Genomic DNA, 20,216 nt, shown 5'->3' with positions numbered 1-20,216 from the left:
ATGTCTGCTCCGGATTGGTGCGGCTACGCTGCCGAGGCAAATCCTGGCAGGAGGCCACGTGACGGCGATCGGCATCATCGGACTTGGCAAGATGGGGCGCGGCATGGCGCTGACGCTGAAGGGCGCCGGCTTTGCCGTCACCGGCTATGACGCGCTCGCCGCGACGCGCGCGGCGCTGGCGGCCGAGGGCATCGCGATTGCCGACGGCATTGGCGGCGTGATCGCCGCCGCCGACATCGTCATCCTGTCGCTGCCGACCGCCGGCATCGTCGCCGATGTCGTGGAGGGCGCCGGCGGCATCCTCGCGCAGGCCAGGGCCGGTGTCATCATCGTCGACACCTCGACCTCGCATCCCGAGACCTCGCGCCGGCTCGCAGCCCTTCTCAAGGCGCGCGGCATGGGCTTCGTCGATGCGCCCGTCAGCGGCGGACCGAAGGGCGCGGCGAGCGGCACGATGACCATGGTGATCGGCGCCGACGACGCGGATCTGGCGCGTGTGATGCCGGTGCTGGATCGCATGAGCGCCAAGCGCGTCCATGTCGGCGGCGTCGGCGCCGGCAACGTCGCCAAGATCGTCAACAATCTCCTCTGCGCCGCGCACCTGCTCACCGCCGCGGAGGCGCTGCGCATCGCCGATGCGGCGGGCGTCGATGCCGAGCGGCTGCTGGAAGGTCTGAATGCCGGCTCGGGCCGCTCCGGCGTCACGCTCGTCAACGTGCCCAATTGGATTCTCAACGGCGCCTTCGATTCCGGCTTCACCATGCAGCTGATGCGCAAGGACGTCAGGCTCGCGGCGCAGCTCATCGGTGAGCTCGGACTGTCGCTGCCGATGGCCGCCGACACCGCGCGCATCTGGGCGGACAGCGCCGCCAGCATTGCCGACACTGATGATTTCAACCGCATCGTCGAGCTGCGGCTCGGTTCGATGGCGAAGCCGTGAGCCTGCCGCCATGACCCATTTCATCGATCCCCGCCTGCGCGCCGCGACGCTGCCGTTCTGGCCTGACTTGGAGGCCGTCGGCTCCCATGTCGGCGGTGACCTCATCGTCGGCGATGGCGCGACAGTCTCGGTGAATGATCCCGCCACCGGCAGATTGCTGTTCAGCTACGCCGATGCCGGCGCCGACGTGGCGGCCAAGGCAGCGGCAGCTGCTGTGGCGGGGCAGGCGGAGTGGGCGAATCTGACCGCCGCGGGCCGCGGCCGCGTGATGCAGGCGGTGGCACGGGCGATCCTCGCCGCGGCCGAGCCGCTGGCGCATTTGGAATCGCTGTCCGCCGGCAAGCCGATCCGCGACACCAGGGGCGAGGTCGCCAAGGTCGCGGAGATGTTCGAGTACTATGCCGGCTGGGCCGACAAATTCCACGGCGACGTCATCCCGGTGCCTTCAGGCCATCTCAACTACACGCGTCGCGAACCGATGGGCGTGGTGCTGCAGATCACGCCGTGGAACGCGCCAATCTTCACCGCGGGCTGGCAGATCGCGCCCGCCATCAGCATGGGCAATGCGGTGCTGCTGAAGCCGTCGGAGCTGACGCCGCTGACGTCGCTGGCGCTGGCAAGCATCGCCGAACGCGCGGGCCTGCCGAAGGGCGTCGTCAACGTGCTCGCGGGTTTCGGCCACACCACGGGGCAGGCCGCGCTGGGCCAGCCTGCGGTCAGGAAGGTCGTGTTCGTCGGTTCGGTACCGATCGGGCGGCTGATCGGCGAGGCTGCGGCGCGCAGGCTGTTGCCGTCGGTGCTCGAGCTCGGCGGCAAGTCCGCCAACATCGTGTTCGCCGATGCCGATCTCGAACGCGCCGCCGTCGGCGCGCAGGCCGCGATCTTCGGCGGCGCCGGACAGAGCTGCGTCGCCGGCTCCAGGCTGCTGGTGCAGGGCGCGGTCTATGACCGCTTCGTCGATCTGGTCGCGAAAGGCGCGGCGAAGATCAGATGCGGCGATCCGCTGTCGGCGGACACCGAGATCGGTCCGATCAACAACGCCAAGCAATATGATCACGTGCTGTCGATGATCCGTGAAGGCGCGGCGGAGGGGGCCGAGGTCGTCGCTGGCGCAACTGGCGTGGCGCAGGACGGCGGATATTTCGTCAAGCCGACCGTGCTCAAGAACGTCACCAACGCCATGGGCATCGCGCGCAAGGAGGTGTTCGGTCCGGTCGTCGCCGCGATCCGCTTCGACACCGAGGCGGAGGCGATCGCGATCGCCAATGATAGCGAGTTCGGCCTCGCGGGCGCGGTGTGGACCAGGGATGTCGCGCGCGCGCATCGCGTCGCAGCACAGGTCAAGGCCGGGACGTTCTGGATCAACGCCTACAAGACCATCAACGTCGCCTCGCCGTTCGGCGGCTACAACAACAGCGGCCATGGCCGCTCCTCCGGCGTCGAGGCGCTCTACGAATACACGCAGGTGAAGAGCGTGTGGGTCGAGACCGCGGCCGAGCCGGCCGTGGCGTTCGGCTACGCGCCGGGCTTGCGCGATTGAGCCGGCATGGCATGATCGGTGCAAGAGCTGCGCGCCACGGAACGATCACTTAGTTCCGAAATAAGGAACGGAAACATGCCGCGCTTCGTCAACGTTGCCATTGGTCAGCTCGGCCCGATTGCCAAGAACGAAACACGCACCGCGGTGGTTGCGCGACTGATGGCGTTGATGCGGCAGGCGCACGCCAATGGCTGCGACCTGATCGTCTATCCCGAGCTGGCGCTGACGACGTTCTTCCCGCGCTGGTACATGGCCGATCAGGCCGAGATCGACCTCTATTTCGAGCGCGAGATGCCGGGGCCGGAGACGCAGGCCTTGTTCGCGCTCGCAAAGGATCTGCGCATCGGCTTCTGCCTGGGTTACGCCGAGCTGACGGTCGAAGACGACATCGTGCACCGCTACAACACGGCCATTCTCGTCGACAAGACCGGCGCGATCGTCTCGAAATACCGCAAGGTGCATCTGCCGGGACATGCCGAGCACGAGCCGTGGCGCAAGTTCCAACATCTGGAAAAGCGGTATTTCGAGCCGGGCAAAAGTTTCGGCGTCGCCAGCGCCTTTGGCGGCGTCATCGGCATGGCGATCTGCAACGACCGCCGCTGGCCCGAGACCTATCGCGTGATGGGGCTGCAGGGCGTCGAGATGGTGCTGATCGGCTACAACACGCCGGTGCACAATCCGCCCGCACCGGAGCATGACGACCTTTCGCTGTTCCACAACCGCCTGGTGATGCAGTCCGGTGCCTATCAGAACGGCACCTGGGTGATCGGCGTCGCCAAGGGCGGCATCGAGGAGGGCATCGACCACATCGCCGGCAGCTGCATCATCGCACCCTCGGGCGAGATCGTGGCGGCCTGCGCCACCAAGGGCGACGAGATCGCGCTGGCGCGCTGTGACCTCGATTTGTGCAGATCCTATAAGCAGACGATCTTCAATTTCGACGTCCACCGCCAGCCGCAAGCCTATGGCATGATCGTCGAACGCAAGGGCGAGCGGCTGATGGCGGATGGCTCGCCGGTGCGCAAGCCGTGATGCGGCCAGCTGGCACACTGCGTAGGGTGGGCAAAGGCGCAGCCGTGCTGTTTCCAAATGTGAGACCGCAATGGCGCCGTGTGCACCGTCTTGCGGCGGAGTGTGCGGCGCGATGGTGGGCACGGCGCCACGGTGACCTCGGACGTGGAGGGATTATCGCATCGCCTTTGCCCACCCTACGGCACCTGCGCCCTTGCGCCTCATGCCTCATTTGCGTTCAAATGAATCCCCTTCGCGCGCATGGCATGGGCCTTGCTTACAATTTCGGCAATTGAACTCAGGCAAGTTGCATCAGGAGAGAACATGGATCGCAGAACGGTATTGAAGGGATTGGCGGGCGCGAGTGGCCTGGCGCTGACGGGGTTCGCGGCGCCGGCGATCGCGCAAGGCGCGTCCGCACGGACGCTGCGTTTCGTGCCGCAGGCCAATCTCGCCAATTTCGATCCGATCTGGGGCACGCAATATGTCGTGCGCAACGCGGCCGCGATGGTGTGGGATACGCTGTACGGCATCGACGACCAGTTCGTGCCGCAGCGCCAGATGGTGGAATCCGAGCAGGTGTCCGACGACGGCCTGACCTGGACCTTCAAGCTGCGTCCCGGCCTGAAATTCCACGACGGCGAGCCGGTGCTCGCCAAGGACGTCGTCGCCAGCCTCACGCGCTGGTCGGCGCGCGATCCGATGGGTCTGATGCTGAAGGCGCTGCAGAACGAACTCACGGCCGTCGACGACAAGACCTTCAAATGGGTGTTGAAGCAGCCCTATCCGAAGATGCTGTTCGCGCTCGGCAAGGGCAATGCGCCCTGCGCCTTCATCATGCCCGAGCGCATTGCGCAGACCGACCCGTTCAAGCAGATGGCGGAATATGTCGGCTCTGGCCCGTTCAAGTTCGTCAAGGGCGAGTGGGTGCCGGGCGCCAAGGCCGTGTTCGAGAAGTTCACCGACTACGTGCCGCGCCAGGAGAAGCCGGTGTGGCTCGCCGGCGGCAAGCAGGTGCTGGTCGATCGCGTCGAATGGGTGATCATGCCGGATCCCGCGACCGCGGCCGCCGCGTTGCAGAACGGCGAGGTCGACTGGTGGGAGAACCCGATCACCGATCTCGTGCCGGTGCTGAAGGGCAACAAGAACATCGGCGTCGACATCGGCGATCCCCTGGGCAATGTCGGCTCGTTCCGCATGAACCACCTGCATGCGCCGTTCAACAACGTGAAGGCGCGCCAGGCGATCCTGATGGCGATGAGCCAGGAAGATTATATGCGCGCGCTGGTCGGCGACGACAACGCGCTGTGGAAGCCGCTGCCCGGCTTCTTCACGCCGGACACGCCGCTCTATACCGAGGCGGGCGGCGACATCCTCAAAGGCAAACGCGATTTCGCGGCGGCCAAGAAGCTGCTCGAGGAGGCCGGCTACAAGGGTGAGCCGATCACCTGCGTCGTCGCGCAGGACCAGCCGATCACCAAGGCGTTCGGCGACGTTACCGCTGATCTCCTGAAGAAGCTCGGCATGACCGTCGACTTCGTCGCCACCGATTGGGGCACCGTCGGCGCCCGCCGCGCGCAGAAGACGCCGCCTTCGCAAGGCGGCTGGCACATGTTCCACACCTGGCACGCAGGCGCCGACTGCATCAACCCGGCCGCCTACACCGCGCTGCGCGCCAATGGCGACAAGGCCTGGTTCGGCTGGCCGACCAGCGAGCCCGTGGAAAAGGAGATCACCAACTGGTTCGCCGCCAAGTCGCTCGACGAGGAGAAGGCGGTTGCCGCGCGCATCAACAAGGCCGCGCTCGACGACGTCGTGTTCGCGCCGACCGGCTTCTTCCTCGGCTACACCGCGTGGCGCAAGAACGTCTCCGGCGTGACCAAGGGGCCGATCCCGCTGTTCTGGGGCGTGTCGAAGACGGCGTAAAGCGAAAGACGTCTCATGCTCGCTTATGCGCTCCGACGAGTCCTGTCGACGCTGCCGGTGATGGCGATCGTCGCGCTGTTCGTCTTCAGCCTGCTGTACATCGCGCCGGGCGATCCGGCCGTTGTCATTGCAGGCGACCAGGCGAGTCCGGCCGACGTCGAGCGCATCCGCGCCAATCTCGGACTGGACCAGCCATTTCTGGTCCAGTTCGGCAGCTGGGTATGGCGTCTGCTGCACTTCGATCTGGGCACCTCGATCTTCACCAACCTGCCGGTGTCGGCCCTGATCGCCCAGCGGATCGAGCCGACCTTGTCACTGATGATGGTGACTTTGGTCCTCACCATCATCGTCGCGGTGCCGCTCGGCGTCATCGCTGCGTGGAAGGCAGGGACCTGGATCGACCGCATCATCATGGCCTTTGCCGTGTTCGGCTTCTCGGTGCCGGTGTTCGTGGTCGGCTACATCCTGGCCTACGTGTTCGCGCTGAAGTTCGACTGGCTTCCGGTGCAGGGCTACACGCCGCTGGCCCAAGGCGTCTGGCCGTGGCTGCAGAACCTGATCCTGCCCGCGATCGCGCTCGGCTGCGTCTACATCGCGTTGATCGCGCGCATCACCCGCGCCGCCATGCTCGAGGTGCTGCAGCAGGACTATATCCGCACCGCCCGCGCCAAGGGGCTGGGGCAGGGCGGCATCCTGTTCATTCATGCGCTGAAGAATGCCGCGGTGCCGATCGTCACCGTGGTCGGCATCGGCATCGCGCTTCTGATCGGCGGCGCCGTCGTCACCGAGAGCGTGTTCGCGATCCCTGGTCTCGGCCGGCTCACCATCGATGCCATCCTGCGCCGTGACTATCCGGTGATCCAGGGCATCGTGCTGCTGTTCAGCTTCGTCTACGTGCTCGTCAATCTCCTGATCGACATCACCTACACCCTGGTCGACCCGAGGATCCGCTATTGACCGCCACGACATCCACATCGCCGCCGCCGGGCCTCGTCCTCGCGCCTGTTCTGCCCGACCTGATGGTTGCGCCGAAGATCCGGCGCGGCGCCATCGGCTTCCTGCGCAACCATCCGACGGTGGCGATCGGCGGCGCACTGCTGCTTCTGCTCGTCATCATCGGCGTGTTCGCGCCATTCCTCTTCACCGTCGATCCCACCGCGATCGCGCCGGCCAAGCGCACGCGGCTGCCGTCGGCGGATTTCTGGTTCGGCACCGATGCGCTCGGCCGCGACATCTATTCCCGCGTGCTCTATGGCACCCGTGTCTCGCTCACGGTTGGCCTCGCGGTGGCGCTTGGCGCCTCCTTGATCGGGCTGACCATCGGCCTCGTCGCCGGCTTCGTGCGCTGGGCCGACGGCGTGCTGATGCGCTGCATGGACGGGCTGATGTCGATCCCGCCGATCTTGCTGGCGGTGGCGCTGATGGCGCTGACGCGCGGCAGCGTCGGCAACGTCATCCTCGCCATCACCATCGCCGAGATCCCGCGCGTGGCGCGGCTGGTGCGCGGCGTCGTGCTGTCGTTGCGAGAGCAGCCCTATGTCGATGGCGCCGTCGCCTCGGGCACGCGCACGCCGATGGTCATCCTGCGCCACATCCTGCCGAACACGACCGCGCCGATGCTGGTGCAGGCGACCTACATCTGCGCCAGCGCCATGATCACCGAGGCGATCCTCTCCTTCATCGGCGCCGGCACGCCGCCGACCATCCCGTCCTGGGGCAACATCATGGCCGAAGGCCGCGCGCTGTGGCAGGTCAAGCCCTACATCGTGTTCTTCCCGGCGGCGTTCCTGTCGGTGACGGTGCTCGCGGTAAATCTCGTCGGCGACGGCCTCCGCGACGCGCTCGACCCGCGCATGGCGAAGAACCCATGAGCAGCGCAGTTAGAGATCGCCGGGAGCTCAAATGATGCCATTGCTCGAGGTCGAGAATCTGCAGGTTCATTTCCGCACCCCCACCGGCATCAACCGCGCCGTCGACGGCGTGTCGTTCCACGTCAATCCCGGCGAGACGCTCGCCATCGTCGGTGAATCCGGCTGCGGCAAGTCGGTCACGTCGATGTCGATGATGCGCCTGATCCCGGAGCCGCCCGGCAAGATCGCCGGCTCCATCCGCCTCGAGGGCAGGGAGATCCTGACGCTCTCCGACCGCGAGATGCGCGCGCTTCGCGGCAACGACATCTCGATGATCTTCCAGGAGCCGATGACCAGCCTCAACCCGGTGCTGACGGTTGGCCGCCAGATCGGCGAGACCTTGCGGCTGCATCAGGGGCTCGACCAGGCGCAGGCGGAGGCGCGCGCGGTGGAGATGCTGACCCTGGTCGGCATCCCCGAGCCGGCACGGCGCGTGCGCGAATATCCGCATCAGCTCTCCGGCGGCATGCGCCAGCGCGTGATGATCGCGATGGCGCTCGCCTGCAATCCAAAGCTCCTGATCGCCGACGAGCCGACCACCGCGCTCGACGTCACCATCCAGGCGCAGATCCTCAAGCTGATGCTGGAACTGAAGCAGCGCGTCGGCGCTGCGATCATCCTGATCACCCATGATCTCGGCGTCGTTGCCGAGGTCGCCGAGCGGGTGATGGTGATGTATGCGGGCCGCAAGGTCGAAGAAGCGCCGGTGAGGGAACTGTTCCGCAGCCCCCGCCATCCCTACACGCAGGGCCTGCTCGGCGCGCTGCCGAAGCTCGGCTCGTCGCTGTCGGGCGAGATCAAGCGGCTCGCGGAGATTCCCGGCCAGGTGCCGGACCTCAAGCAGCGCATCGAGGGCTGCGTGTTCGCCGGCCGCTGCGCGCTCGCCACCGATGTGTGCCGGCAATATGCGCCGGGGCTGGAGCAGAAGGCGCCGCACCACATCGCTGCCTGTCACTTCGCCGCCAAGGAGCAGGCCGCCGCATGAGCGCTCCCTTGCTGCAGGTCAACGACCTCAAGAAGCATTTTCCGATCCGCAGCGGCCTGTTCGGCCGAGCCAAGAGCCGGGTGCACGCCGTCGACGGCGTGTCGTTCGAGATCGCGCGCGGCGAGACCCTGTCGCTGGTCGGCGAATCCGGCTGCGGCAAGTCGACCGTCGGCCGCGCCATCCTGCGGCTGTTCGACATCACGGCCGGACAGATCGTGCTCGACGGCCTGCGCATCGACGATCTCGGCCCGCACCGCCTGCGCGAGATGCGCCGCCGCGTGCAGGTCGTGTTCCAGGATCCGTTCTCCAGCCTCAATCCGCGGATGCGCATCCGCGACATCCTCGCCGAGCCGATCAACAATTTCGGCCTCGCCAAGACTGCGGCCGAGCGCGATGCGCGCATTGCCGAGCTGATGGAGATCGTCCGGCTGCCGCGCGACGCCGTGAACCGCCGCCCGCACGAATTCTCCGGCGGCCAGCGCCAGCGCATCGGCATTGCGCGCGCGCTCGCCGCCAAGCCCGACCTGATCGTTTGTGACGAGGCGGTGTCGGCGCTCGACGTCTCCGTCAAGGCGCAGATCGTCAACCTGCTGCAGGATTTGCAGCGCGAGTTCGGCCTCGCGCTCCTCTTCATCAGCCACGACCTCGCCATCGTCGAGCACATGACGCACCGCGTCGCCGTGATGTATCTCGGCCGCATCGTCGAGCTCGCCCCGCGCCGCCAGATCTTCGCGTCCCCCGGCCATCCCTACACCAGGGCGCTTCTCTCAGCCGTCCCAATTCCCGAGCCCGGCGCCGAGCGCACCCCGATCATTCTCAAGGGCGATGTTCCCAGCCCCGTCAACCCGCCCAAGGGCTGCCGCTTCAACACCCGCTGCCCGCTCGCATTCGACCGCTGCCGAGTGGAGGCGCCCGAGCTGCGTCTGAAGGGCGAGGACCAGTGGGTGGCGTGCCATCTGGAGAATGTGTAGTTGTAGTCGTGTAGGCGCTACGCGGCGAAAGCCGCGCAGCGACGTGCCCACCGCCCGGTGCGAATGACAGCTTGACGCACGAGACCGTCGCGCCAATCGTCGTTGCAAGCGCAGCGAAGCAATCCAGAATCGTCCCGCGGCGGCAGTCTGGATTGCTTCATTGCGCGCGCCATGACGGGGGAGAGATGGTGCGCTTCTCGCGCGGATCTGGCGGATCTGTCTGGGTGCGGCGCGTAGCCCGCATGAGCGATAGCCGGCGCGCGGGACGCGCGTCGGCGCCAGCGACATGCGGGGTCTCACGTGCCGTGTCGGTGAACCCGGATGTCGCTGCGCTCATCCGGGCTACGTGACGACTGATCCGCGTCTCCGCTCTCCCGCCAACCTCCGTTGTCGTCCCGAGCAAGCCACGACGGCGCGAAGCGGCGGCGGGGCGCCGACCCGGGACCTATCCTCCGTAAAGGCCGTTGGGCTGCGGACGTCGGGCCATCTCATGTCACCAATCCCCCGTGGTTATGGGTCCCTGCGTACGCCGGGAAGACAGCGGAGTTTTGGGAGGCTGCGAGACTCTGCGGCGAGCGGCCGCGATGCGCGTGGGGGACCCTGGGACCCATCGGCCGCACCGGCCTCGTCAATCGACGGCACGCGGCCCCGTCTCCAGCGGTGGAAGGCGGCATCGCTGCGCCGCGTGCCGGCGCTGCACCCCATGTTTGAGGAACGGTACCACAGCCGTGCCCGGTTCCGACCAGCCGTCGGCTCACCGGGGTACGGCCTCGGCCGCTTTAGGCTGCAAGCGATCGACTGAATTTCGTCCAATAGAACGTCGCAAAGCGCGATCTGCGACAACAGGGTGGCCTCTGTCGATTGGAGCGACGTCGGCCGATCGAGGCGCAGCTTTGCTGCGCGGAGTCTACTTAGCGATTTCAATACAGCCTGATTGGACAGGTCGCCGCTTCGAATATCGGTCATTTTTTTCTGCACCACGACTACACCAGACCCGTCGCATCAGGACCGATTTGGTTCAAAGCAATCGGTATGCCACGAAGGGGGTCGGGAGCGGACAACGCGACCTTGCGGATCCCTTCGGCGTCTGCAAAGCAGCGCCCAGGGACATCAATTGGCGGTTTGCAGTCGGTTCCGAATTTAGAACCTGGCACGTTGAGTTGACGATTTGCGTGCCTGATTGGCAACTTATCGCTTTTGGTCGAGCGATTGGCGACCTGCTGATAACGTATTGCAGTCGTGCCAGACTGGAAGATGATCGCTGTGCCCGGCGAGGGGATGACCTGGTGCACTGCCACTGAACTGGTAATCCCTACAAGATAAGTAATAGAATGCAACGTGACCGTCTTGATAAGCATGATAAGGACTCACTTCATATCGCCTCATATCGACAGGCGTGTGGACGTTGCCAGGCTCGCGTTGTGACAAGGTCATAAGTTCATCGCTTCGGTGACCTGCTTCGCAATATCGAGTATCTCAAGCGCCCAGCGTCGACGGTTGGGGGCGCTTGTCTTGATCACCTGATCCCCATTCCCTCAAAGCCGTCGAGCGGCACGCGAACGACGCCCGCTCAGGCTTGAGAGCCAATCATGAGGACTGTGTCCCATAGGAAACGTGAGACACTGGCGGTGTGTCAGTGGGCAGGATGATCACCGCCTCGTCCAGCACGGACCTCATGAGTTCCACGTCGTCGGGCTGAAATACTGGTCCCGTGCCGCCACGTTCGTCTCCTCTCTTGCGGCCGCAGAGAAGACCTGCGGCCTGTTCATCTCAACGAGATTGAAGCGCGTCGCGCAGCGATTTTGAAGTCATTCTCAAGTCCAGTCTCTGCAAACTTTGCTCAGAATTAGCTGCATCACTAGCCAATTACCCTTTCGAATTAACATGTGAGAAACGGGAACCTGATGGAACTGAGGCGCCTGCCGCCTGACGAAAGTGTTCGGAGGTTGACTTGGATCAGCCCGGAAGACGTACGCTCCAATATTTTGGCAAAAGCCATATAAGAGTGGGGACCGATCCTCCGATGAACCTCGACCGATCCGTGAGCCTGCTGAGCCGCGCTCCCGTCATTCGTACAGACGATCCGGAGGCGATGGAGCACGCGTTGCGTACGGTGTACGGGGCAACTGGATTCGCAGTCTCCAACGCAGATGGCTTCCAGGGGGTGGGCAACTACCTTCAGCTTGCGAGCATCGGCCTCGGCTTTTGTGCATATGGCGGCGCAAGGTCAGTCGTCGAGTTCCCGGAGAGCGACTTCGCGCGCCTGCAAATTGCCCTCAAAGGCAGCGCTGTGACCATTCTAAATGGCACGGCGATCGCGGTAACCGAGCGGCAGTCCTGCATAGTTGCGCCGGGCGAGCCCAACAAGATTGTGTTCGAGCCAGGTTATGAGCAGCTCATTCTTCGAATAAGCGCGAGGGCGTTGGAGCAGACATTGACGACGCTGCTCGGCGCAAAGCCAGCCGGTGTCCTCAAGTTTGATCCCATAGCGGCTGCGGTGCAGCCGAACGCTCTGGTTTTGCGCGATCTGGCGATGTTTCTCGCTCATCAGTTGGATGCGACGGCGACAGAGCTGCCACGCACGGTGCTCGTCGAACTGGAGCAGGCTCTCATCGTTTCCTTCCTGTCGGCTCACCGCCACAATTTCAGCGAGCTGTTGGAGCGAGCCGAAAAGGACGTCGCGCCGCAGATCGTTCGGCTGACCGAAGAGTATATCGAGGCCTCTTGGGGGCGCGCCATCACGATCGAGGAGCTGGCATCGCAGACAGGCGTCAGCATCCGCGCGCTCTCTGCTGCGTTTAAGAAGAGCCGCGGATACTCGCCGACGGCGTTTGCAAAAACGGTGCGATTGCGACAGGCAAAACAGATGCTCTCGGGGCCAGATCAGCGCACCTCCGTCTCTGCAGTCGCCTTCAATTGCGGCTTCGGAAATCTCGGACACTTCGCAAGAGACTATCGCGACATGTTCGGTGAGCTTCCATCCGAAACTCTGTCGCGCGGGCGGCGCGCCGCCTAGCTCGCCTGATAGAAGCGTCGGCCAGGACCATTCCCAAGAGCGCTGGGGCAGCAGCAAAGGTCGCTCAGAAACTGGAACCTCAAGCTATATCGGCGATGAAGGGAGCTGCGGCACCTCGCCGCTGACCGGGTTTTTCCCAGGTTTGAGTCCGGTCAAACCTGAGATACCATCCTTCGATGAACTTGGACCGATCCGTAAGCCTCCTGAGCCGCGCTCCCGTCATTCGTACAGACGATCCGGAGGCGATGGAGCACGCGTTGCGTACGGTCTACGGGGCAACTGGCTTCGCAGTCACCAAGGCAGATGGCTTCCTGGGGGTGGGCAACTACCTTCAGCTTACGAATATCGGCCTGGGCTTTTGTGCATATGGCGGGGCGAGGGCGGTCGTCAAGTTCCCGGAGAGCGACTTCGCGCGCCTGCAAATTGGCCTCAAAGGCAGCGCTTTGACCATTCTGAATCGCACGGCGATCGCGATAACCGAGCGGCAGTCCTGCATAGTTGCGCCTGGCGAACCCAACAGGATTGTGTTCGAGCCAGGTTATGAGCAGCTCATTCTTCGAATAAGCGCGAGGGCGTTGGAGCAGACATTGACGACGCTGCTCGGTGCAAAGCCAGCCGGTGTCCTCAAGTTTGATCCCATAGCGGCTGCGGTGCAGCCGAACGCTCTGGTCTTGCGCGATCTGGCGATGTTCCTCGCTCATCAGTTGGATGCGGCGGCGACAGAGCTGCCACGCACGGTGCTCGTTGAACTGGAGCAGGCTCTCATCGTTTCCTTCCTGTCGGCTCACCGCCACAATTTCAGCGAGCTGTTGGAGAGAGCCGAAAAGGACGTCGTGCCGCGGATCGTCCGGCTGGCCGAAGAGTATATCGAGGCCTCTTGGGACCGCGCCATCACGATCGAGGCGCTGGCATCACAGACAGGCGTCAGCATCCGCGCGCTCTATACAGCTTTCAAGAAGAGCCGCGGATACTCGCCGATGGCGTTTGCGAAAACGGTGCGATTGCGACGGGCAAAGCAGATGCTCTCGGGGGCAGATCAGCGCACCTCCGTCTCTGCAGTCGCCTTCAATTGCGGCTTCGGAAATCTCGGACACTTCGCAAGAGACTATCGCGACATGTTCGGTGAGCTTCCATCCGAAACTCTGTCGCGCGGGCGGCGCGCCGCCTAGCTCGCCTGACAGAAGCGCCGGCCAGGACCATTCCCAAGAGCGCCGGGGCCGGCAACGCGCGGTGGGCAGGTTGTGCCCGGCGAAGCTTGCTGATGATGTCCAGTAGTCGCAGCCAGGCTGGGCCTCCGTGCTGTGTCTGGAGGCAAAGCGACCGAACTGCGACAATACGGGCGACGTGTCATAATCATTGCGCTCGGCGGCGGACATGCTGCAGGGCGGGTCAAGGCGTGCACGCGACGATTCGCCGGATAGCGACATTCCATGGCGATTCACGCACCTCCCGCTCGGCGATGCGGGGCAGCGGCACCCCCGCTTGCCCAGCCTGCGATTGAAGGCTTCGCACCCTGCGACCGGCCTGCCACACCAATACAGCCAATCGTCCATATGCCGTGCCGTCGCCGGGCGGGTGCATTGTCAGGAGCCCTTATGGCGATTAAAGATTCCGACCCAGACCGCGTCGGCACCGCAAGCCTTCCCGCGCGGTCATGCGTTCGATGAGGCCGCCATGCATCTTGCCCATGATCCCACAGCGCCGGCGGCAGCAGGGATCAGCTTCGACCAGTTCTTGGTCGTCGACATCCGCGTCGGCACCATCGTCGCGGCCGAGCCCTATCCGGAGGCGCGCAAACCGTCGCTGAAGCTGACGATCGATTTCGGGCCCGGCATCGGCACCAGGCGCTCCAGCGCCCAGATCGCCACGCTCTACGATCCAGCCACCCTGATCGGCCGCCAGGTCGCCGGCGTCGTCAATTTCCCGCCGCGCCAGATCGGCAAGTTCATGTCCGAGGTGCTGACGCTCGGCTTCCCGGACGAGGCCGGCAACGTCGTGCTGTTCCAGCCGGACAAGCCCGTGCCGAATGGCGCGCGGCTGTTCTGAGCGCCGGGGAGAGCCGACCATCATGGATATGCTGCTCGAACCTGTTACGCTGCCGCCATTCCCCGAAGGATTGAGGATTTCGCTGCGGCAGATGCATCTTCTCCAGGCTCCCATGGGCGGCACCCTGGTGACCGGCGGCGCTACCTTCCGCGTGTTCGCGCCGCATGCCAAGGCGGTCTACGTCTCCGGCCCGTTCAACGACTGGGCGCAGGACGCGAGCTGCCGCCTGGCGCCGATCGGCAACGGCCATTGGGCGATCTTCATCCCCGGCCTGAAGGACGGCGACGCCTACATGTACTTCGTCGAAGGCGAGGGCACCTCGGGTTACAAGCGCGATCCGCATGCGCGGCTCTTGACCGTCGATCCGCCGTTCCCGCAATCGCATTCGGTGCTGCGTAATCCCAACGCGTTTCCCTGGCACGACACCGCGTTCACACCGCCGCCTTATAGCGAGCTCGTGATCTACCAGCTCCACGTCGGCACCTTCGACATGAAGGCGGGCAATCCCGACGGCTGCTTCTTCGACGTGATCGAGCGCGTGCCGCACCTGGCGAAGCTCGGCATCAACGCCATCGAGCTGCTGCCGGTGCAGGAATTCCCGACCATGTTCAGCATGGGCTACAACGGCACCGACCTGTTCAGCCCGGAAACCGACTATGGCGAGGCCGAGGAGGCGCATCTCGCCGCCTATGTCGCCCGCACCAATGAGATCCTGGTCGCGGCTGGCGCGGCGCCTTACGCCGGCGTCGACACCGTGCGTCATTGCGACGACCAACTGCGCGCCTTGATCGACGTCTGTCATGTCCATGGCATCGCGGTGCTGTTCGACGTCGTCTACAACCACGCCGGCGGCGGTTTTGACGAGAACAGCATCTGGTTCTTCGACCGTCAGGCCTATGGCGATCCCAACCGCAGCCTGTACTTCACCGACCAGGGCTGGGCCGGCGGCCAGGTGTTCGCCTATTGGAACGCCGACGTTCGGCAGTACCTCGTCGACAATGCCGTGATGCTGTACCGCGAGTACCACGCCGACGGCCTGCGCTTCGACGAGGTCAGCGTGATGGACCGCTTCGGCGGCTGGGCGACCTGCCAGCAGCTCACCGAGGCGCTGCGCGCCGAGAAGCCCGACGCGTTCCAGATCGCCGAATATTGGCCGGTGAACCCGTGGGTGGTGCGGGACATCGCACAAGGTGGCGCCGGCTTCGACGCGACCTGGAGCGACGGCCTGCGCCTTGCTGTGCGCGGCGCCATCGCCAGCGCGGCCGGAGGCGCCGGCGCTGCCGTTGCGATGCAGCCGATCGCCGCGGCGATCGCCGATCTCAGCCTCGACAAGCGCTGGCGCGCGGTGAACTCGATCGAGAACCACGACATCGTCTATGCCGGCCGCGAGCCGCGCATCCCGCGCCTCGCCGATCCCGTCGACAGCCGCTGCTGGTATGCGCGCAGCCGCAGCCGCGTCGCCACGGGCCTGTTGCTGACCGCGCCGGGCATCCCGATGCTGTTCATGGGCCAGGAACTGTTCGAGGACAGACCATGGAGCGACACGCCGAACCCCGACACAACGATCAGTTGGGCGCTGCTTGACGGCGAGGACAAGATCACCGCCGATGCGATGCGCTTTACCAGCGAACTGATCGCGATCCGCCGCACCCATCCGGCGCTGACCGCCGAAGGCTGCGCCATCGTCCACGTCCATGACGGCAACCGCGTGCTCGCCTTTCACCGCTGGGATGGCCAGGGCGACGACGTCGTCGTAATCGTGAGCCTGAGCGAGACGCCATGGCGCGACTACGCCATCGGCTTTCCGGCGGCCGGGCAGTGGAAAGAGGTGTTCAACAGCGACGTCTACGACAATTGGGTCAATCCGGGCGTGGTCGGCAACAATGGCGCTGTGATCGCAGGCGGCCCGGCGCTGCACAGCCAGCCGTGCTCGGCGATGGTGACGATCCCGGCGAACGGCGTGCTGGTGTTTGCGCGGGCGTAACGGCCGTAGGGTGGGCAAGGGCGCAGCCGTGTTCTGTCCACGACCCAGATCGGGATTGCGCCGTGCGCACCATCTTCGCCGTAGAGCTCGCCGATCCACGATGGGCACGCTGCCGCCTTCGGCGGCCGCTTTGCTCACCCTACGGCCGCGCGCCCGCAGCGACGACATGTGGAAGATGGACGCTTGGTCTTTCCTCCGTCATTGCGAGCGAAGCGACGCAATCCAGAATCTTTCCGCAGAGACAGTCTGGATTGCTTCGCTGCGCTCGCAATGACGCGGCAAGAGCACGTTACGCTGCCAACCACGCGACCTGCGGGACCGAACTACACGATCAGCCGGCCGTGCCGCTCCGCGATTCCGATCACCGCCTCGGTCCCGGCATTGAAGTCGAGATGGTCGGCCTCGATGCCGTCGGAGAAGATGACGCCGTTCTCGGGCATCAGCGAGCGCAGCCGCAAGGTCTCCGCGCCCACGAGGCCGCCGCAGACCAGCGAGGTCTGTGAGGTCTTGCTCGGGAACGGCTCGCGCACGGCGAAACGCAAGCTTCGGGCGTCCCAGGGCAGGGGGGTGTAGTCGCCGCCCGTCGTGCGGCCACCGAAGCTGCCGGCGATGGCGAGCGCGCCGGTGACGATGCTCTTGAACCAGGCGGTCGAGCCGAGCCCCGTTGCCACGATCAGACCGCTGGAGGACTGCCGCTCATGGCTGTCGCGCGTCGCGATCTCGTAACGGGCCGAGACATGGGTGCGCGCGCCGATGAAGAGGTCGTTGACGGCGTGCAGCACCTGGCCGTCGGCGAGGCTTGCGCGTGCCATGGTCACCGCCTTGGCGGCGCGCTTGTCGGCGGCGACCTCGGGCAGCAGGCTCGCGAGGTTCTCCGGCGCGAACGGCAGCAGCACGCCGTCATGCCGGGCCGCGTCCGGGTTGAGGCCGAGCAACGGCTGGCCGTCGAGATATTTCATCGTGTTGGCGACGAGGCCGTCCGGGCCGAGCGCCGCGACGATGTCGGCCGGGCCGAACAGGAAGTTCGGCAGGAAGCTGCGGTCGACGATCTGGTAGCGGCCCCAGCGTTCCAGCGTCTGGACGCTGGTCAAGCGCGCGGCCTGGTAGGCCGCGTGCTCGCGCTCATAGTCGGAGAAGTCGGCGCCGAGATGCTCGACATAGAAGCGGGCCTGGTCCGCGGTGAGGAACCTTGCGATCAGCTCCTCGAGCCGCGTCCTTCGCGTGACCAGCACCACCTTGCGGTCATTGCCGGACACGGGCAGCCTCCGCGGGTTTCTGCATCAGGCTGTTCAGCAGCTCGGGCGAGACGTTGAGCTGCCCGATCTTCTCGGCCTTCTCGGCGAGACCCGAAAACGCCTGTGCGATCAACTGGCCCGGCTGCATGCCGGTGGCGGCCAGCGCCTGGATCACGCGGGTGTCGACGCCCTCGAAGATCTTCATCAGCGCGCCGACGCGATAGGCCTCGGCATCGGCCAAGGTGCGGGTATTGGCCGCGTTCAGCGCCACGAAATCCTTGCGCCTCGCCTCCAGCCCGATGTCGGCGACCATGCCGGCCTCGCGCAGCTCGTTCTTCTTCGCCGCGACGCTGGCCTCCGCGTCCATCTGCGTCTCGCGGATCGAGCGCTTCTTCTGTTCGACCGCAATCTCGGTGTCGAGTTCGCTCTCGCGGATCGCCCGCTCGCGCTCCACGGCAAAGTTGCGCCGCGCGAAGATCGCTTCATCGGCGGTCTTCAGAATCGCCTCGCGCGCTTCGGCCTCGAGCGCCTTGGCGGTCTCCGGCGTCGGCTTCACCGCGCGCACGGCGACGCCGAGGATCTCCAGCCCCAGCGCATCGATGTCGGCGCGGCTCTTCAGTCCCTCCGCAATCGCCTCGGCAATGCGGTCGGAGGCGCGCAGTGCCTCCTTCAGGGTCATGTCCTTGACCGCCTGCTGTGCCAGCACCTCGACCGCGCCGAGCACGCGCTGCGGCAGCTCCTCCGGGTCGTCCGACTCGTACGTCTTGCCGTCGCGCTTGAGGGTGAAGTTCAGCATCGCCGCTGCCTTCCTCGGCTCGCCGATGCGGTAGGTGACCTGGCCCTGGATCGTCAGCGTCTGAAAGTCGCGGGCGATCTGCTGGAAGATGAAGGGGGCGTCGCGGCTGCCGATGGGGATCGCGACCAGCGAGGTCGCGGGCCCGTAATAGAAGGTGGAGAGCCCGGCGCCTTCCTCGACCACGGCGCCGGCGCGGTATTTGAGGAGGTAGGTGGTGGGTTGGGCCTTGATGAAGCGAATGCCGAACATGGCGGCCTCCTGACGTCTGATGGCGTAAGTGTGTTACGCCAACTAAGTAAGTTGGACAGTACAACTAAGCGTGCTAGTGTCAAGGGGCAAAATTCGGCAAGGCGGTCAGGGGGCGGCATGGCGGGACGGCAAGAACCAGGCGGCGGCGCGGGCGAGATCGGGCGAGGCAGGGCCGGGCTTAATTTCCCACGCCCGTTGACGACGGTCGACGTCGTCATCTTCACGATCCGCCTGGAGGCGCTGCACGTGCTGCTGGTGCGCCGCGGTCACGGCGAGGGTGAGCCGTTCCCGGACGCTTTCGCGCTGCCGGGCGGCTTCGTCGATGTCGACACGGATCGCGATCTCGAAGCCTGCGCCCGGCGCAAGCTCGTCGAGAAGACCGGCGTCGTCAGCCCGTATCTGGAGCAACTCGGCAGCTGGGGCAGCGCGAACCGCGATCCCCGCGGCTGGTCGGCGACCCACGCGTATTTTGCGCTGGTCCCGACGTCAGCGGCGGAGACGGCGCTCGCCGCGGACGCGCAATGGTTTCCGCTCGACGGGACCGGCGTGAAGCCGAAGCTCGCTTTCGATCATACGGAGATCCTGCGCGCTGCGGTGCAGCGACTGCGCAACAAGGTCGAGTACACCTCGCTGCCGGCCTATCTGATGCCCGAGGAATTCACCTTGCCCGAACTGCAGCGGACCTACGAGGTCGTGCTGGATCGTGCGCTGGAAAAGAGCGCCTTCCGGACCCGCATGCTGTCGGCCGACCTCATCGAACCGATCGCCAAGATGCGCAAGGGGCCGAACCGGCCGGCGCAGCTCTACCGCCTGAAAAAGACGGCTGCGCCGGTGTATTTCGCGCGGACGTTCAATGCGCCGGAGTGACGCCGCCGGTTTCTCCACGTAGCCCGCATGAGCGCTGCGATAGACCGCGGGCACAATGGTGAGACCGCCGGATCATGCCGAGAAGTCGACCACCAGCGACTTGCTGGACGAGCTCGACGAGCTGGTGCCGCTGGCGCTGTAGGACGAGGTCTTGCTGCTGTTCGAGCTCTGCAGCGCCTCGAGCAGCTTCTTCAACAGCTCCTCGACTTGAGACGATGAGCTCGACGAGGACGACGACGAGGTGCTCGACGTGGTGTCGCTGCTGGCATCGTCGCTCGGTGCGGGCGGCGGACCGCCGGCGCCTCTGCCGGAGAACGCATTGGCGAATACGTTCTTCAATTCGGTCGCCTGGTCGGAGGTGAGCTTGCCGCTGTCGACCTCGCTCTGGATGAGATCGTCGATCTTCGACTGCATCTCCTCGGGCGAGGGCGGCGTGCTGGAGGTCGACGACGAGGACGAGCTGTTGCCGCCGCTCTTCAATGCGGAGTCGATGTCGTCGAGCGCCGACGACAAGGCGGTCTGGTCGGTCGAGCTGACCTTGCCGGCCGAGACTTCCTTGGTGAGCTCCTGCTTGAGCAGGTCGAGCGGCGAAAAGCCGCTCATCGAGGAGGCAGAGATCGACGTCATGGTGTGCTCCGGGTAAGACATCAAACCTGTCTCCAGCTGTGGTTGTAACGCTTAACGGCTCCTTGTTCCCTGTGTCCGGATGTGTCTGGACTCCCGTCGCACACAAAACGAAG

17 protein-coding genes are annotated in these 20,216 nt (G+C 65.3%); 13 read left to right on the top strand and 4 right to left on the bottom strand.

Annotated features, from left to right (window positions below):
• The first annotated feature begins 58 nt into the window (after positions 1 to 58).
• The 8 genes from QX039_RS15895 (at position 59) to QX039_RS15860 (ending at position 9,283) form a co-directional block, all read left to right on the top strand.
• On the top strand, positions 59 to 940 hold the full coding sequence (locus tag QX039_RS15895) for an NAD(P)-dependent oxidoreductase (protein ID WP_315737554.1): 882 nt from the start codon (positions 59 to 61) through the stop codon (positions 938 to 940).
• Positions 941 to 950: 10 nt separating this feature from the next.
• Positions 951 to 2,480 carry an aldehyde dehydrogenase family protein gene (locus QX039_RS15890; protein WP_315737555.1) on the top strand — a complete coding sequence of 510 codons (1,530 nt, stop codon included), beginning with the start codon at positions 951 to 953 and terminating at the stop codon, positions 2,478 to 2,480.
• Positions 2,481 to 2,555: 75 nt separating this feature from the next.
• On the top strand, positions 2,556 to 3,512 hold the full coding sequence (locus tag QX039_RS15885; RefSeq protein WP_315737556.1) for an N-carbamoyl-D-amino-acid hydrolase: 957 nt from the start codon (positions 2,556 to 2,558) through the stop codon (positions 3,510 to 3,512).
• A gap of 303 nt (positions 3,513 to 3,815) precedes the next feature.
• On the top strand, positions 3,816 to 5,417 hold the full coding sequence (locus QX039_RS15880) for an ABC transporter substrate-binding protein (RefSeq protein ID WP_315737557.1): 1,602 nt from the start codon (positions 3,816 to 3,818) through the stop codon (positions 5,415 to 5,417).
• Positions 5,418 to 5,432: 15 nt separating this feature from the next.
• The gene (locus QX039_RS15875) at positions 5,433 to 6,374 is read left to right on the top strand and encodes an ABC transporter permease (protein WP_315737558.1); all 942 of its coding nucleotides are present in this window, start codon (positions 5,433 to 5,435) and stop codon (positions 6,372 to 6,374) included.
• A complete protein-coding gene (locus QX039_RS15870; RefSeq protein ID WP_315737559.1) occupies positions 6,371 to 7,288 on the top strand; it encodes an ABC transporter permease in 918 nt (305 codons plus the stop codon). The genes QX039_RS15875 and QX039_RS15870 overlap by 4 nt, the downstream gene beginning before the upstream one ends.
• 34 nt (positions 7,289 to 7,322) lie before the next feature.
• Complete coding sequence (locus tag QX039_RS15865) at positions 7,323 to 8,312, top strand: ABC transporter ATP-binding protein (RefSeq protein WP_315737732.1); 990 nt, start codon at positions 7,323 to 7,325, stop codon at positions 8,310 to 8,312.
• Positions 8,309 to 9,283 carry an oligopeptide/dipeptide ABC transporter ATP-binding protein gene (locus QX039_RS15860; RefSeq protein ID WP_315737560.1) on the top strand — a complete coding sequence of 325 codons (975 nt, stop codon included), beginning with the start codon at positions 8,309 to 8,311 and terminating at the stop codon, positions 9,281 to 9,283. Before QX039_RS15865 ends, QX039_RS15860 begins: the two co-directional genes overlap by 4 nt.
• Before the next feature lie 983 nt (positions 9,284 to 10,266).
• Here the strand turns inward: QX039_RS15860 and QX039_RS15855 are convergent.
• Positions 10,267 to 10,641, bottom strand: coding sequence for a hypothetical protein (locus QX039_RS15855; RefSeq protein WP_315771133.1), 375 nt, complete (start codon positions 10,639 to 10,641; stop codon positions 10,267 to 10,269).
• A 665-nt stretch (positions 10,642 to 11,306) separates the two neighbouring features.
• Between QX039_RS15855 and QX039_RS15850 the strand changes: the two genes are divergently transcribed.
• The 4 genes from QX039_RS15850 (at position 11,307) to QX039_RS15835 (ending at position 16,329) form a co-directional block, all read left to right on the top strand.
• Complete coding sequence (locus tag QX039_RS15850; protein WP_315771134.1) at positions 11,307 to 12,299, top strand: AraC family transcriptional regulator; 993 nt, start codon at positions 11,307 to 11,309, stop codon at positions 12,297 to 12,299.
• Between the two features lie 257 nt (positions 12,300 to 12,556).
• Positions 12,557 to 13,468 (top strand): AraC family transcriptional regulator, encoded by a 912-nt coding sequence (locus QX039_RS15845; protein WP_315771135.1) that lies wholly within the window; start codon positions 12,557 to 12,559, stop codon positions 13,466 to 13,468.
• Positions 13,469 to 13,973: 505 nt separating this feature from the next.
• Entirely contained in the window at positions 13,974 to 14,345 is a 372-nt protein-coding gene (locus QX039_RS15840) for a tRNA-binding protein (protein ID WP_315737564.1), read from the top strand.
• A gap of 22 nt (positions 14,346 to 14,367) precedes the next feature.
• Complete coding sequence (locus QX039_RS15835) at positions 14,368 to 16,329, top strand: alpha amylase C-terminal domain-containing protein (protein WP_315771137.1); 1,962 nt, start codon at positions 14,368 to 14,370, stop codon at positions 16,327 to 16,329.
• Positions 16,330 to 16,652: 323 nt separating this feature from the next.
• Here the strand turns inward: QX039_RS15835 and QX039_RS15830 are convergent, their stop codons facing one another.
• Positions 16,653 to 17,585 carry a sugar kinase gene (locus tag QX039_RS15830; RefSeq protein WP_315771138.1) on the bottom strand — a complete coding sequence of 311 codons (933 nt, stop codon included), beginning with the start codon at positions 17,583 to 17,585 and terminating at the stop codon, positions 16,653 to 16,655.
• Positions 17,572 to 18,609, bottom strand: a complete 1,038-nt coding sequence (locus QX039_RS15825) for an SPFH domain-containing protein (RefSeq protein WP_315771140.1) — start codon at positions 18,607 to 18,609, stop codon at positions 17,572 to 17,574. The genes QX039_RS15830 and QX039_RS15825 overlap by 14 nt, the downstream gene beginning before the upstream one ends.
• A 117-nt stretch (positions 18,610 to 18,726) precedes the next feature.
• Between QX039_RS15825 and QX039_RS15820 the strand changes: the two genes are divergently transcribed.
• Positions 18,727 to 19,476 carry an NUDIX hydrolase gene (locus tag QX039_RS15820; protein WP_315771142.1) on the top strand — a complete coding sequence of 250 codons (750 nt, stop codon included), beginning with the start codon at positions 18,727 to 18,729 and terminating at the stop codon, positions 19,474 to 19,476.
• A gap of 72 nt (positions 19,477 to 19,548) precedes the next feature.
• On the opposite strand, the gene QX039_RS15815 is transcribed toward QX039_RS15820, so the two are convergent.
• A complete protein-coding gene (locus tag QX039_RS15815; RefSeq protein ID WP_315771144.1) occupies positions 19,549 to 20,103 on the bottom strand; it encodes a hypothetical protein in 555 nt (184 codons plus the stop codon).
• Positions 20,104 to 20,216: the final 113 nt, after the last annotated feature.

The sequence above is a fragment of the Bradyrhizobium sp. SZCCHNR1043 genome, from assembly GCF_032489675.1.
In the GTDB taxonomy this organism is placed as follows: domain Bacteria; phylum Pseudomonadota; class Alphaproteobacteria; order Rhizobiales; family Xanthobacteraceae; genus Bradyrhizobium.
Note: the sequence above shows the minus strand (reverse complement) of the source record. Positions and strands in the feature narration are given on the sequence as shown.

What these genes read in the sequence shown, in the direction of transcription:
- QX039_RS15890 (WP_315737555.1), top strand. Translation starts at nt 951, where the DNA reads ATGACCCATTTCATCGATCCCCGCCTGCGCGCCGCGACGCTGCCGTTC.
- QX039_RS15855 (WP_315771133.1), bottom strand. Translation starts at nt 10,641, where the DNA reads ATGCTTATCAAGACGGTCACGTTGCATTCTATTACTTATCTTGTAGGG.
- QX039_RS15860 (WP_315737560.1), top strand. Translation starts at nt 8,309, where the DNA reads ATGAGCGCTCCCTTGCTGCAGGTCAACGACCTCAAGAAGCATTTTCCG.
- QX039_RS15840 (WP_315737564.1), top strand. Translation starts at nt 13,974, where the DNA reads ATGCATCTTGCCCATGATCCCACAGCGCCGGCGGCAGCAGGGATCAGC.
- QX039_RS15835 (WP_315771137.1), top strand. Translation starts at nt 14,368, where the DNA reads ATGGATATGCTGCTCGAACCTGTTACGCTGCCGCCATTCCCCGAAGGA.
- QX039_RS15875 (WP_315737558.1), top strand. Translation starts at nt 5,433, where the DNA reads ATGCTCGCTTATGCGCTCCGACGAGTCCTGTCGACGCTGCCGGTGATG.
- QX039_RS15825 (WP_315771140.1), bottom strand. Translation starts at nt 18,609, where the DNA reads ATGTTCGGCATTCGCTTCATCAAGGCCCAACCCACCACCTACCTCCTC.
- QX039_RS15820 (WP_315771142.1), top strand. Translation starts at nt 18,727, where the DNA reads ATGGCGGGACGGCAAGAACCAGGCGGCGGCGCGGGCGAGATCGGGCGA.
- QX039_RS15885 (WP_315737556.1), top strand. Translation starts at nt 2,556, where the DNA reads ATGCCGCGCTTCGTCAACGTTGCCATTGGTCAGCTCGGCCCGATTGCC.
- QX039_RS15815 (WP_315771144.1), bottom strand. Translation starts at nt 20,103, where the DNA reads ATGACGTCGATCTCTGCCTCCTCGATGAGCGGCTTTTCGCCGCTCGAC.
- QX039_RS15850 (WP_315771134.1), top strand. Translation starts at nt 11,307, where the DNA reads ATGAACCTCGACCGATCCGTGAGCCTGCTGAGCCGCGCTCCCGTCATT.
- QX039_RS15880 (WP_315737557.1), top strand. Translation starts at nt 3,816, where the DNA reads ATGGATCGCAGAACGGTATTGAAGGGATTGGCGGGCGCGAGTGGCCTG.
- QX039_RS15865 (WP_315737732.1), top strand. Translation starts at nt 7,323, where the DNA reads ATGCCATTGCTCGAGGTCGAGAATCTGCAGGTTCATTTCCGCACCCCC.